The 12,724-nt window shown below is 56.8% G+C and carries 12 protein-coding genes; 3 read left to right on the top strand and 9 right to left on the bottom strand.

Features of this window, described 5'->3' with window-relative positions; translation table 11 throughout:
- Nucleotides 1-57: 57 nt before the first annotated feature.
- Nucleotides 58-201 carry a hypothetical protein gene (locus BG910_RS12155; protein ID WP_157694019.1) on the bottom strand — a complete coding sequence of 48 codons (144 nt, stop codon included), beginning with the start codon at nt 199-201 and terminating at the stop codon, nt 58-60.
- On the opposite strand from BG910_RS12155, the gene BG910_RS03955 reads away from it, so the two are divergent.
- From BG910_RS03955 to ptsP, 3 genes are all read left to right on the top strand, one after another.
- Nucleotides 200-637: a PTS sugar transporter subunit IIA gene (locus BG910_RS03955; RefSeq protein WP_089035722.1), complete on the top strand. Its 438-nt coding sequence runs from the start codon at nt 200-202 to the stop codon at nt 635-637. The genes BG910_RS12155 and BG910_RS03955 overlap by 2 nt on opposite strands.
- 235 nt (nt 638-872) lie before the next feature.
- Nucleotides 873-1,142 (top strand): HPr family phosphocarrier protein, encoded by a 270-nt coding sequence (locus BG910_RS03950; protein ID WP_089035721.1) that lies wholly within the window; start codon nt 873-875, stop codon nt 1,140-1,142.
- Entirely contained in the window at nt 1,142-2,893 is a 1,752-nt protein-coding gene (ptsP, locus tag BG910_RS03945; protein ID WP_089035720.1) for a phosphoenolpyruvate--protein phosphotransferase, read from the top strand. The genes BG910_RS03950 and ptsP overlap by 1 nt, the downstream gene beginning before the upstream one ends.
- 62 nt (nt 2,894-2,955) lie before the next feature.
- Here ptsP and BG910_RS03940 read toward each other — a convergent pair whose 3' ends face one another.
- The 8 genes from BG910_RS03940 to gltS form a co-directional block, all read right to left on the bottom strand.
- Nucleotides 2,956-3,450 carry a disulfide bond formation protein B gene (locus tag BG910_RS03940; RefSeq protein ID WP_089037130.1) on the bottom strand — a complete coding sequence of 165 codons (495 nt, stop codon included), beginning with the start codon at nt 3,448-3,450 and terminating at the stop codon, nt 2,956-2,958.
- Between the two features lie 377 nt (nt 3,451-3,827).
- Nucleotides 3,828-5,081 (bottom strand): glutamyl-tRNA reductase, encoded by a 1,254-nt coding sequence (gene hemA / locus BG910_RS03935; protein ID WP_089035719.1) that lies wholly within the window; start codon nt 5,079-5,081, stop codon nt 3,828-3,830.
- A 158-nt stretch (nt 5,082-5,239) separates the two neighbouring features.
- On the bottom strand, nt 5,240-6,103 hold the full coding sequence (gene rpoH / locus BG910_RS03930; protein ID WP_089035718.1) for an RNA polymerase sigma factor RpoH: 864 nt from the start codon (nt 6,101-6,103) through the stop codon (nt 5,240-5,242).
- A gap of 300 nt (nt 6,104-6,403) precedes the next feature.
- Entirely contained in the window at nt 6,404-6,970 is a 567-nt protein-coding gene (locus BG910_RS03925; protein WP_089035717.1) for a cysteine hydrolase family protein, read from the bottom strand.
- A gap of 443 nt (nt 6,971-7,413) precedes the next feature.
- On the bottom strand, nt 7,414-8,955 hold the full coding sequence (gene lnt, locus BG910_RS03920) for an apolipoprotein N-acyltransferase (RefSeq protein WP_089035716.1): 1,542 nt from the start codon (nt 8,953-8,955) through the stop codon (nt 7,414-7,416).
- 266 nt (nt 8,956-9,221) lie between these two features.
- A complete protein-coding gene (locus BG910_RS03915) occupies nt 9,222-10,094 on the bottom strand; it encodes a DUF808 domain-containing protein (RefSeq protein ID WP_089035715.1) in 873 nt (290 codons plus the stop codon).
- Nucleotides 10,095-10,290: 196 nt separating this feature from the next.
- A complete protein-coding gene (locus tag BG910_RS03910; RefSeq protein ID WP_089035714.1) occupies nt 10,291-11,310 on the bottom strand; it encodes a lysozyme inhibitor LprI family protein in 1,020 nt (339 codons plus the stop codon).
- 183 nt (nt 11,311-11,493) lie between these two features.
- Nucleotides 11,494-12,720 carry a sodium/glutamate symporter gene (gltS, locus tag BG910_RS03905; protein WP_089035713.1) on the bottom strand — a complete coding sequence of 409 codons (1,227 nt, stop codon included), beginning with the start codon at nt 12,718-12,720 and terminating at the stop codon, nt 11,494-11,496.
- Between the last annotated feature and the right edge of the window lie 4 nt (nt 12,721-12,724).

Below are 12,724 nucleotides of genomic sequence, written 5' to 3'. Positions count from 1 at the left end.
CGGCTTTTTTGCCTTGTATCCGTTTTTTGTCTAAAAAATCCGCTTACGGATAAAATATTAGGAAGCCCTGAGGTCGTCTGAAAAACGGCGTTGGTTCTGCCTTTTCGGATTTCCCTTTTCAGACGGCCTTGTTTCTCCGCCGTTCACAACCATATAACCATAACCCGCAGTTTTAAAAACATCTTTCAGGAATACAGCCATGATCGGCCTGCTTATCATTACCCACGAAACCATAGGCGAAGCCTACCGCGGTTTGGCGCATCATTTTTTCCCCGACGGCAAACCGGAGAATGTGCATATTCTCGGCGTGTTGCCGTCTGAAAGCCACGACGACGTGATCAACGATGCGGTCGCCAAGATTCAGGAGTTTCCCGACAACTGCCACGGTGTGTTGATTATGACCGACATTTTCGGCGCCACGCCCTGCAACGCGGCGCGGCGTTTGGTGCGCGAAAACAAATCGGCGATTCTGACGGGGCTGAACGCGCCGATGCTGATTAAGGCGATTCAGTATTCGCCCAAGGCGGAAAATCTGACCGAGTTTACCGAATTGGTGCGCGATGCGGCGGTACGCGGGATTTTTGCGATTACGGCCGCGCCGGACGATTTGGTTTGTAATAAGGCTGAGGCCGTCTGAACAATATCATCAACAGAATGACGTAGGGTGGGCTTGCCGGCCCACCGTTTGCCCGCAGGACAAAATCTACGCCGGCCGTTTGCAATATTTTTTCAGACGGCATTCCTGCTCTTTTGGGCAGGTGGTGGGTTTACACCCTACTCAACATCAACATTGTTAAACCACGGCTATTTATAAAAAGGCCGTCTGAAAAATTTTCCCCGCCGTTCCACGCACACTTCTACAAGGGAAATCCATGCTCAAGCAAAACATCGAAATCATCAACAAACTCGGCCTGCATGCCCGCGCGTCGAGCAAATTTACCCAAACCGCGTCGCAGTTTGAAAGCGAAGTGTGGGTGTCGAAAAACGGCAGCCGCGTCAACGGCAAAAGCATTATGGGTTTGATGATGCTGGCGGCGGCGAAAGGCACGGTCATCGAGCTGGAAACCGACGGTGCGGACGAGGCGGCGGCGATGGCGGCGCTGACGGATCTGATCAACGACTACTTCGGCGAGGGCGAGTAATGAGCATTGTGTTACACGGCGTGGCGGCGGGCAAAGGCATTTCCATCGGCCGCGCCCACCTGATTGCTCGGGGCACGGCGGAAGTGCCTCAATACGACATCGTTGAAGAGCATCTCGAGGCGGAAGTCGAGCGCTTCAAAGCGGCGGTGAAGGCCACGCGCAAGGAATTGGAACAGCTGCGCAGCGCGATTCCCGAAAACGCGCCGACGGAATTGGGCGCGTTTATCTCGCTGCATCTGATGCTGTTGACCGATGTCACGCTTTCGGGTGAACCGGTGGAAATTGTGCGTGCTCAGAAAATCAATGCCGAATGGGCGCTGAAGCTGCAAAGCGACCGCCTTTCCGCACAGTTCGACAGCATCGACGACGCTTATTTGCGCGAGCGCAAGCAGGATATGCTGCAAGTGGTGCAGCGGATTCACAATAATCTGGTCGGCTTGTCCAACGATTTGACGCTGGCGGAAAATCCCTCGGAAGACACAATTCTCATCGCCCACGATTTATCGCCAGCCGATACCGTTCTCTTTAAAGAACAACGCATTACCGCGTTTGCAACCGACGTCGGCGGCCCCACCAGCCACACCGCGATTTTGGGGCGCAGCCTCAACATTCCGTCGGTCATCGGCCTGCACAACGCCCGCCGCCTGATTACCGAAAACGAAACCGTGATTGTGGACGGCATCAACGGCGTGCTGATTATCGCGCCCGACGACATGGTATTGAGCGAGTACCGCCGCCTCGAGCGCGCCTACCGCAGCCACAAACGCGAACTCAACAAGCTGAAAAAAACCGCCGCCACCACCGCCGACGGCACCGGCATCGAGCTTCTGGCCAACATCGAGTCCGTCGAAGACATCAAAGCCTTAAACACCGTCGGCGCCGACGGGGTCGGGCTGTTCCGCAGCGAATTTCTCTACCTCAACCGCGACACCATGCCGTCTGAAGACGAGCAATACGAAATTTACAGCGAGCTGGTCAAAAAACTCAAAGGAAAAACCCTGACCATACGCACCGTCGATTTGGGCGTCGATAAAAATCCGCGCTGGTTCGGCCAAAACGCCACGCCCAACGGCAGCCTCAACCCCGCGCTCGGCCTGACCGGCATCCGCCTCTGTCTCGCCGAACCCGTGATGTTCCGCACCCAAATGCGCGCCATCCTCCGCGCCGCCGCCCACGGCCCCGTCAAAATGATGTGGCCGATGATTACCTCCGTCGCCGAAGTGCGCCAATGCCTGATCCACCTCGACACCGCGCAAAAGCAGCTCTCCGAGCGCGGCGAAACCTTCGGCAGCGTCGTCGTCGGCTGCATGATCGAAATCCCCTCCGCCGCCATCACCGTCGGCAGCATCCTCAAGCTGGTCGATTTCATCTCCATCGGCACCAACGACCTGATCCAATACGTTTTGTCCGTCGACCGCAGCGACGATGCCGTCAGCCACCTCTACCAACCCGGCCACCCCGCCGTTTTGAAAATGGTGCAGCACATCATCCGCACCGCCAACCGCATGGAAAAAAGCGTTTCCGTCTGCGGCGAAATGGCCGGCGACACCGCCTTCACCCGCCTCCTGCTCGGCATGGGGCTGCGCCGTTTTTCCATGAATCCCAACAACCTCTTGGCCGTGAAAAATATCGTTCTGCAAAGCAACGCCGCCGCGCTGGAAGACACCGTCGCCAAATTCATGCGCAACGAAGACCCGGAAAAATCGGATAAATTGTTGAAAGGGTTGAACCAATTGGAAGTTGAGGCGTAAAGGTTGCGTTTGGAAATAAAAACACAGAGGCCGTCTGAAAATTCAGACGGCCTCTGTGTTTTTTATTTCGCACCGCGCGTTTTAAACCACGCAAACCAAACCGCCAGTACGACAAACCCGAAATACGCCACGCTCCACACGGGCAGCGGGATGTCCAAGAAATAATCGGGTACGGCGCAGTTGCCGAAGCCGCGCACGACAAATTCCCAATAGTCGAACAGCGGCCAGTCTTTCAGGCGGAACGTCCACGGCGCGCCGCAGGAGGGCGCTTCGCCCGGCGGCAGGCTTTGCAGCCAGAGCTGGTAAACCGCCACGCCCGCGCCGTAAACAGCAGGAACGCTGATGAGCAGCGCGCTGAGCGTGCGCACTGCTTTGGAAGTTTGGCGCGAAAACGCGGTCAGCAAAACGACCAAGCCGACAGCCAAAACGGAAACGCGCTGCAAAATGCACAATACGCACGGGTCCAGCCCTAAGACATATTGTGAAAAAAACGAACCGCAGGCGGTCAAGACGGAGAGGACAATCAGCCCAAGCAGGGTTTTTCTAAAGCAATTCATAGCGTTCGCGCCGTTTTCAGACGGCCTTTTGTTGTGAAGCGGAACGGGGATTTTAACACAGGCGGGAAGGCGGGTGGTATCGGGCGGGGAAAACGTCGCTTGCCTGCGGGTTAACGGGCGGAGGTTGAGGCCGTCTGAAAATTTTGGCGGGGGTAGGTCGGATACTTGTATCCGACCGACATTTTCAGCGGTTTCCATCGATGTCGGATTCAGGCAAACGTAGTACGGTTAGCCGCCAAAGGCGGCTAACCGTACGTCTCGCCATTCGGAAACACCTGCAGGTGCCGTCTGAAAAAGCGGGGTAATGGGGTTGTAATTCGTATGGTGCGGTTTGCGTGGGCCTGTACGGTTACGCCGCTTTAGGCGGCTAACCGTACCTACCCATGTTTGTCCAAATGATAAATCTGCGCGACGGCATCGACCAAGTCGCTGTTTTCCGAACCGGCTTTATTGAGGGTGCGGGTTGGGGAGTGGAGCAGTTTGTTGGTAAGCTGGACGGAGAGACGTTCCAAAACTTCTTCGGGCGAGGCGCCTTTGGCGAGCTGTTTCATTGCGTTTTCAAGCACTTGGCGGCGGGCGCGTTCGCCTTCGTCGCGCAGGGCGCGGATGAGGGGGACGCTTTGGCGGCTTTTTTGCCAAGCGGTGAATTCGGCGACTTTTTCTTCGACCATGGCTTCGGCTTCGGCGGCGGCTTTTTGGCGGGCGTCTTTGCCGTTTTGGACGATGCCCATCATGTCGTCAACGGTGTAGAGGTAGGCGTCGCCCAGCTCGCCGACTTCGGCTTCGATGTCGCGGGGAACGGCTAGGTCGAGCAGGAATACGGGCAGATTGTGGCGTTTTTTCAGGGCGCGTTCGACCATGCCCTTGCCGACCAGCGGGAGCTGGCTGGCGGTGGAGGAGACGACGACGTCGTATTCGTGCAGGATGTCGGGTAGCTCGTTGAGCAGGCGCGGTTCGGCATCGACGCTGAGTTTGTCGCACAATTCCTGCGCGCGCGGCAGGGTGCGGTTGGCGACGGCAATGCGTTTGGGGTGTTTGGCGGCGAAGTAGGTGGCGACGAGCTCGATCATTTCGCCGGCGCCGATGAATAAGACGTTGAGATCGGCAACGGACGGGAAAATCTGTTCGGCCATTTTGACGGAGGCGGCGGCCATGGAGACGGAGTTTTCGCCGACGGCCGTGTCGGTGCGCACTTCTTTGGCGACGGCAAATGTTTTTTGAAACAGGGCGTTGAGGTGGCTGCTGAGGCTTCCCTGCTCTTGGGCAACGCGCACGGCGTCTTTGATTTGGCCGAGGATTTGCGGTTCGCCCAAAACCATGGAATCGAGGCCGCAGGCGACGCGGAAGGCGTGGCGGACGGTTTCGCTGCTGTCGAAGGTGTAGAGGTAGGGGCGGATTTCTTCGGCGGGGATGTTGTGGTATTGCGCGAGCCAGTCGATGATTTGCTCGGTGTCGCCGACGCAGTAAAGTTCGGTGCGGTTGCAGGTGGAGAGAATGACCGCTTCTCCCGCCGCGGCGCTGTGCGCCAAATTCCGCACGGCTTCGGGCAGTGCGGCGGCGGCGAAGGCCAGCTTTTCGCGTATGCTCAAAGGCGCGGTTTGGTGGTTGAGTCCGACGGCGGTGAGTTGCATGGGATTTGGAAAACGGGTGGCGTGTGTAGTCGCGTATTATAGCCTAAGTCGGCTTTGGAATGAATGTTTCGGCGCGGGGCGGCGGGGTGTGGAAAGGCCGCCTGAAAACCTGGAATCGGATGTTTTCAGACGGCCTTTATGTTGTTTAAAACGGTGCGTTAGACTGCTTCGGCTTCCTCGGCCAAGAAACCGCGCAGTTTCTGCATGGCTTTGGCTTCGATTTGGCGGATGCGCTCGGCGGAGACGCCGTATTCGGCGGCCAGCTCGTGCAGGGTCAGACCGCCGTCGTCTTGCAACCAGCGGCTTTCGACGATGCGGCGGCTGCGGTCGTCGAGCTGGGAGAGGGCGTTTTGCAGACCTTCGGTTTGCAGCGCGTAATGCGCCTGTTTGGCGATTTGGCGGGTCGGCTCGGTTTCGTTGTCGGCCAACCAGTCAATCGGCGCGAAGCTGTCTTCGTCGTCGCTGTTGTCGGCCATAATCGCGATGTCGTGGCCGGTCATGCGCTGTTCCATTTCCAAAACTTCGGAAAGTTTGACGCCCAAATCGTCGGCGATGTCCTGCGCTTCTTTGGGCGACAGGGCGTTCAAGTTTTTGCGCATGGAACGCAGGTTGAAAAACAGTTTGCGCTGCGGCTTGGTGGTGGCGACGCGAACCAAGCGCCAGTTGCGCAGGATAAATTCGTGGATTTCGGCTTTGATCCAGTGTACGGCAAATGAGAAGAGACGCGCGCCGCGGCTGGGTTCGTAGCGTTTGACCGCTTTCATCAGGCCGATGTTGCCTTCCTGAATCAGGTCGGCTTGGTTGAGGCCGTAGCCGTCGTAACCGCGCGCGATGGAAACAACCACGCGCAGGTGGGAAAGGATGAGCTTTTTGGCGGCTTCGAGGTCGCCTTTGAGTTGGCGCTCAGCCAAGCTGCTTTCTTCTTCTTGAGAAAGCATGGGAATGCTGTTGACGGTATGAATGTACTGCTCCAAGCTGCCGTTACCGCTGTGGATGACGGGTAATGCGAAAGCGTTATTCATTGGTTTTGTTTTCCTTTTGTCAGACTGCCGCCTCGGAGACACGGCTTGGAATTGTGTGCGGCGGTCAAGTATAACACCGCTTTTCCGATACTTCTATCAGACGCGTTCGGTTTGCTGATATTACACTATTGATAGGTAAATTTGTGTTGTTTTTTGAAAGTTGATAGCTTTTTAAAATTTGAGTGGTTTGCTCGGGATATAGGCTTAGTATAGTACAAACATGGGTGTATGTATAGTTGTAAAGAATTTCAGACGGCCTGTTTGGATGCAAGGCCGTCTGAAAAGTTTTGTGCGTCTGCATCAGATTTTTTCTAAGCCTGAGAGCAGGGTGGCGCCTAAGACGTTTTGCATGTGGTTGAGGGCGAATCGGTGGTTTTCTTCGCTGAGGGCGGCGACGGCGGTGGTTTCGACTTCGATGCTGTAGCCTAGGTTATAGGCATCGACGGCGGTATGGAGGACGCAGATGTCGGTTAAGACGCCGGTGAGGATTACGGTATCGACTTTGCGCTCGCGCAGGCGCAGGTCGAGGTCGGTGCCGGCGAAGGCGGAGTAGCGGGTTTTGTCGCGCCAGAACACGCGGCTGTCGGCTTGGTGGGCGGCGTAGAACGCAGCGAGTTTGCCGTAGAGGCCGCGGCCGGCGGTGCCGTTGAGGTTGTGCGGCGGGAACAGGCGGCTTTCGGGATGGAAGGGGTCGTTTTCCTGATGGGCGTCGATGGCGAAAAAGATGTAGTGTCCGGCATCAAACGCGGCTTGGGTCACACGGGCGATGCTGTCTGAAACGGCCTGCGCGGGCACGCCGGCGGTGAGTTTGCCGTCGTCGGCAACGAAGTCGCGGGTGTAGTCGATGGAGATGAGGGCTGTGGGCATGGGGATTCCTCTGGGGGAGGCCGTCTGAAAAGGGGAGGGCGGTTTTGGGGATTATAACGGAGCGGGTTTTCAGACGGCCTTGGGGATGTGTAAAGATTTTTTGGACGGGGTTTCCGTAGGCCGGACTCGGTTGGCGGGTTTGCCGAACCGTCAGCCCGGCAGGATTTCAGATGTTTTTCAGACGGCATTGCCGGGCTGGAGCCCAGCCTGCGGATAGTGGAATATTAATAGCTGCGGTAGTTGTACGGTTAGCCGCCTAAAGCGGCGTAACCGTACCTGCCGCACAAACCTCACCGCACAAATTACAACCCTACCGCCCCGCTTTTTCAGACGGCATCAGCCGCCGTTTCCAAACGGCGTGACGTACTACGTCATTCGTTAAATATCGTCAGGCCGTCTGAAAATCAAACTTTCAGACGGCCTGATTTTTGGCAAAGCGGCCGTTATTCGGGTTTGCGCCGTAAGGCAAACAACACGAGGGCGACGGCGGCGAGCAGTCCGATGAGCCAGTAGGAGCCGCCCATGCGCATGTAGGGGGTTTCGCCGGTGTAGCCTTTAATGTGGCTTTCAAGCACGGCGTCGGTGTTGGGTTCGGCTGCGGCGACGATGCTGCCTTTGGGGGAGACGATGGCGGTGGCGCCGGTGTTGGTGGCGCGCACCATGTAGCGGCCGAGTTCCATTGCGCGGGCTTGCGACTGCTGGAGCTGTTGGTACATGGCGTTGGAGTCGCCGTACCAGGCCATGTTGCTGACGTTGGCGAGCAGGGTGGACTGGCGGGCGGTGGCGATGAGTTCGTCGCCGAAGCCGTCTTCGTAGCAGATGTTGAAGGCGACGCGCTGGTTTTTCAGCACCAGCGGCGCCTGGCCTTCGCCGCCCCGGCGGAAGTCGGCCAAGGGCATATTCATCAGTCTGTAAAGGAAGTTGGTAATCAACGGCAGGGGTTTGTATTCGCCGAAGGGGACGAGGTGGTTTTTGGCGTAATAGGGGACGGCGTCGGACGGGCTGCGGTAGTTGCTCAAGTTGACGACGGCATTTTCGTAACCGTTGCCGTCGGCGGTGTACTGGCTGATGCCCAACGCCAGCGCGCTGCCGTTGCTTTGCGCCTGTTCGGCAAACTGGGTGAGGATGTCTTCGGGCAGGTTTTGGCGCATCACGGGGATGGCGGTTTCGGGCGTGATGATGATGTCGGCGCGGGTTTTGCTCAGTTGGTTGTAGTATTTTTGAATGGTGGGAACGACTTGGTCTTCGTTCCATTTGAGCATTTGCGGGATATTGCCCTGAAGCAGCGCGACGGTGGCGGAACTGCCGTCGGGGCGGGTAAAGTCGGTGTTTTGCGCAATCAGACCGACGGTGCAGAGCGCGACGCAGAAACACAGCGGCATCAGGCGGCTTTTCAGACGGCCTGAGTTATCGACCAGCAACACCAGCCATGAGCCGATAAAGGCGGTGGCGAGCGTGACCAGATGGATGCCGCCGACGGGGGCGAAACCGGCGAGCGGGCTGTCTTTGGTGATTTGCGAGTAGCCGAGTGCGCCCCAGCCGAAGCCGGTGAGCAGGCGTTCGCGGGCAAATTCCGCCAGCGTCCACAAAACCGGTAAAACGATGCCGACTTTAATCCAGCGCGGATAATCGAATTTTTGCCAAAGTTTGAAACACAGCGCGGGATAGAGCGCGAGAAACGCAGGCAGCAAAACGGTCAGCGGTACGGCAAACAGATCGGGCAGGCCGGAGACGTCGTGCAGCGCGGTGTGAATCCAGTAAAACTGCGCACTGTAAGCGGTAAAGCCGAACAGATAAGCGGTCGAAACCGTGCGCTCGGGGCGGATTTCGGTCAGGCGGATCAGTGCGCCGAACAACAGCGGCATCAGCCAGAAATGGTAATACGGCGCAAACGTCAGCGGCGTTGCCAGCGCGATGATGACGGCCAGCAGCCAGTAAAACAGCGGCTTGCGCCAGTAATGCTCGAGAGTGCGGGTAATGTTCATGCGGATTTGGTTGCTTAATCTTTAATCACGGTGAGGCCGTCTGGAAAGTTTAGGGGAGCGGATTTTCAGACGGCCTGAAGGTTTTTGGGGGTAATCGGGGTATGGGCGGTAGGTTGGCATTTCGGGCGTAGGTAAGGCTCGTTGGGTAAGCCGTAGGCTGGGCTTCAGCCCGGCAAATTTTCCGAAATAGTTCATCAGGTCTGCCGGGCTGAAGCCCAGCCTACGGTTTTTGTAACTACATTCACGTTATATTTTTTCAGACGGCCTCAATGTCCCTTACCCAGCGCTTTCATCAACGGCAATACCACCGCGCAGACAATCGCGCCGGCAATCACGCCGACGACCAGATTGGCGATGTTGCCCGCCAGACCGGCGTCCCAATGGTGCGCGTGCAGAAAATCGTGCAGCAGGCCGAAGTTGTGGGCAATCAGGCCGCCGCCGACGAGGAACATCGCCACCGTGCCGACCACGCTCAAAATCCGCATAAACCACGGCATAAACGCAATCAGCCCGCGCCCGAACGCCTGCGCGCCCGAGCTGTTTTTCGACATCAGATGCAGGCCGAAATCGTCGAGTTTCACAATCACCGCCACCAAACCGTACACCAACACCGTCATGCCGATGCCGATGGCCGCCATTACCAGCGATTTGGTCAGAATGCTGTAATCGCCGACCACGCCCAGCGCGATGATGATGATTTCCGCCGAAAGAATGAAGTCGGTGCGCACCGCGCCGCGGATTTTGTCTTTTTCATCCACGATTTCATCGGTGGTATGCGCCGATTCTTTTGCTTCGTCGTCTTTGTGTAAAAGTTTGTGTAACAGCTTTTCCACGCCCTCGAAGCACAGATACGCGCCGCCGGTCATCAGCAGCGGCGTAATCAGAACCGGCATGAAAATCGAAAGCAGCAGCGCTGCGGGCACCAAAATCAGTTTATTGATAAAAGAGCCTTTGGCCACCGCCCAAATAATCGGCAGCTCGCGGTCGGCCGAAACGCCCGTTACCTGATTGGCGTTGAGCGCCAAATCGTCGCCGACCACGCCGGCGGTTTTCTTCGCCGCCATTTTGGTCATCAGGGCAACGTCGTCCAACACGGAAGTAATGTCGTCAAGCAGGGTAAAAAGAGAGGCAAAGGCCATGGCGTATCCTAAAAAACGGGCTGCGCGCGCAGCGGGGAAAAGCAGCGATTATAACCGAAACTGTTGAAAAGATAACTGAAGTTGCTGAAAAATATCCGTTTTGTTTTTTCAGACGGCCTTTGGGTTTGGCACAATAAAACAGGCCGTCTGAAAACGCTGCGTCGGTTTTCAGACGGCCTTATGTTCAGGCTTCCGCCTAGTTGATCGTATAACCTTTCAAATATTGCACGCGCTCGCGGCTCATGCGGGTTTCGCATTGGAGGCGGCGGTATTCGGCCTGCGCAGGATCATCGGCTTGGGCGGCGGCACGCTGGCAGTTTTGCTGTTTGTTCTGAATCCAACTGCGCTGCTCGGATTGCAGGGTCTTGCGGATGCTGCCGTCCATGCTGCGCCATACGCGGTTGACCTCTTCGTCGGCGCGGCGGTTTTGGTCGCGGGCGGCATCGAGGTCGGCTTGGGCGGTGTGGTCAGACAGGGTTTCGACGGGGTTCAAGACTTCGGCTGATGAGGCTGCTGTGTCGTCGGGCAGGCCGGATGTGCCGCTGGCGGCGTTGTTGTCGAGAATGTCCTGCGGATCGGGCGAACTGTCGTCGGAAGGTTCGGCGAATTTCTCGGAAGAGAGCTTGAGTGCCTGCTCGCGGGAAACGGGTTCGCCGTCGATCATGACGATGCTTTTGATACCGTAGGGCATCAGGGCGGCAGAGAGGGTTTGGGCGGTGGCGGTCAGTGTGTTGTCTTCAAAATTTGCACCGTCGGTCTGGCTCGGGGTGTAGCGCAGTTCGGTTTGGAACGCGCCTTGATCGAAGCTCAGGCCGCTGCCGTTGATTTTCCGGGTAATCCATTGGATCAGGCCGACTTCGTTATAGACCAGCGGGCTGTTGGTTTCGGCGGTTTTCATGATGTCGGTAGGGATTTGGATTTTCAAACCGGCGCTGCACAGGGTTTTGCCGCCTTCTTGGATTTCGGCGGGGTTTTCCAGCGAGATTTCGAGCTGGGTGGCGGCGGCGATGATTTTGTCGGCATCGACAAACTGGAGGGCGTCGCTGCGCGCGTAAGAGCGGGCGTCTTGTTTGACGATGTCTTGGATGTTGGTTTTCACGCTTTGTAAGACGGCGGGGTCGTTGCACGACAGCGTCGGTTTCTGTTCGGCTTTGTCGCCGCTGCACGCGCTCAAGAGCACGGCGGCAAGGGAAACGGCCAGCAGTTTTTTATACATGGTTTACTCCTGAAGATGGTTTTTTCAGACGGAATGTTAAGGCCGTCTGAAAAAGGTTTTCCGATAAATCGGATTGCGGCAGAACACCACAATGATGTTTTTAAAAGTTTTTCAGACGGCATAATAGCAAAAGCCCCCGCGTCAGGTAAGCTGCTGCGGGGGCTTTTTCGTTTTGTTAACCGATTATTTGAGGAAGTTTAAGAAACCCGACAAAATCACGGCGTTGATGATGTCCACGAAAAACGCGCCGACCATGGGTACAATCAAAAACGCTTTGTGCGAAGGGCCGAAAGTGTTGGTGATGGACTGCATATTGGCAACGGCGGTCGGCGTCGCACCCAAACCGAAGCCGCAGTGGCCGGCGGCGAGTACGGCGGAGTCGTAGTCGCGACCCATGAAAACGTAGGTTACAAACGTGGCGTAAACCATCATCACAACGGTTTGAACCAGCAGAATAACGGTTACGGGACCGGCCAGGTCGGTAAGTTCCCACAGTTTCAGGTTCAACAGCGCCATCGCCAAAAAGAGCGACAGCGAGGCGTTGCCGAATACGTCAATCGCGCGGTCGAACATATTCATTTTAAACGCGGAAGTCAGGATATTGCGCAAAACCACGCCGCCAAACAGACACCAAACGAATTTCGGCAGGTTCATCCAGCCGGGGAAATAAGTGCTGTCGATGGTATCCATAATCTGACCGAACGCGATACTGGCGGCAAACATCGCCAGCGTTTCGATGGCGGAATCGGCGGTAATCAGGCGCGGTCGTACGGCTTTTTCAAACACGTCGTCGGTATTGTCGTCGTTTGTGCCTGCCGACAGGGTTTCGGCGTTGGTAGGTTTGCGTCCCTGTTTGTTGATGAGGCGGCGGGCGACGGGGCCGCCGATGATGCCGCCGAATACCAGGCCGAAAGTGGCGGAGGCGATGCCCAGCCCGGTTGCGCCGACGATGCCGAGTTTTTCCATGGTTGCCCCCCATGCGCCTGCCGTTCCGTGTCCGCCGGTCAGCGCGATCGAGCCTGTCAGCAACCCGATCATCGGCTCCAGTCCGAAAGCCGAAGCCAGACCGACGCCGACAAGGTTTTGAACGGCGATAAAGATACCGACGACTACGGTAAACACAACCAGCGGCAAACCGCCTGCCTTCAGGCGGGAAAAGTCCGCACTCAGGCCGATGGAGGTAAAGAAAATCAGCATGAATGCGTCTTGCAGCGGTTTTTCGAATTTGAAGCTGACGCCGTAAAACTGGTGCAGCGCAAACAGAATCATGGCGGCAATCAGACCGCCGGCAACCGGCTCGGGGATGTTGAAATCACGCAGAAAACGGATTTTTCCGACCAGCCATTTCCCTGAAAGTAAAACGGCAGTAGCAGCGATTAAGGTGTAGTAGCTGTTGAATTCCCATTCCATAATT

The organism is Neisseria chenwenguii (genome assembly GCF_002216145.1).
Classification (GTDB): Bacteria; Pseudomonadota; Gammaproteobacteria; order Burkholderiales; family Neisseriaceae; genus Neisseria; species Neisseria chenwenguii.
This window is presented reverse-complemented; position numbering and strand designations above follow the sequence as displayed.

Excerpts from the sequence above, each read along its gene's own strand:
- BG910_RS03940 (WP_089037130.1), bottom strand. The coding sequence starts at position 3,450 with ATGAATTGCTTTAGAAAAACCCTGCTTGGGCTGATTGTCCTCTCCGTC.
- BG910_RS03955 (WP_089035722.1), top strand. The coding sequence starts at position 200 with ATGATCGGCCTGCTTATCATTACCCACGAAACCATAGGCGAAGCCTAC.
- BG910_RS03925 (WP_089035717.1), bottom strand. The coding sequence starts at position 6,970 with ATGCCCACAGCCCTCATCTCCATCGACTACACCCGCGACTTCGTTGCC.
- rpoH (WP_089035718.1), bottom strand. The coding sequence starts at position 6,103 with ATGAATAACGCTTTCGCATTACCCGTCATCCACAGCGGTAACGGCAGC.
- BG910_RS03910 (WP_089035714.1), bottom strand. The coding sequence starts at position 11,310 with ATGTATAAAAAACTGCTGGCCGTTTCCCTTGCCGCCGTGCTCTTGAGC.
- ptsP (WP_089035720.1), top strand. The coding sequence starts at position 1,142 with ATGAGCATTGTGTTACACGGCGTGGCGGCGGGCAAAGGCATTTCCATC.
- BG910_RS03915 (WP_089035715.1), bottom strand. The coding sequence starts at position 10,094 with ATGGCCTTTGCCTCTCTTTTTACCCTGCTTGACGACATTACTTCCGTG.
- BG910_RS03950 (WP_089035721.1), top strand. The coding sequence starts at position 873 with ATGCTCAAGCAAAACATCGAAATCATCAACAAACTCGGCCTGCATGCC.
- hemA (WP_089035719.1), bottom strand. The coding sequence starts at position 5,081 with ATGCAACTCACCGCCGTCGGACTCAACCACCAAACCGCGCCTTTGAGC.
- lnt (WP_089035716.1), bottom strand. The coding sequence starts at position 8,955 with ATGAACATTACCCGCACTCTCGAGCATTACTGGCGCAAGCCGCTGTTT.
- BG910_RS12155 (WP_157694019.1), bottom strand. The coding sequence starts at position 201 with ATGGCTGTATTCCTGAAAGATGTTTTTAAAACTGCGGGTTATGGTTAT.
- gltS (WP_089035713.1), bottom strand. The coding sequence starts at position 12,720 with ATGGAATGGGAATTCAACAGCTACTACACCTTAATCGCTGCTACTGCC.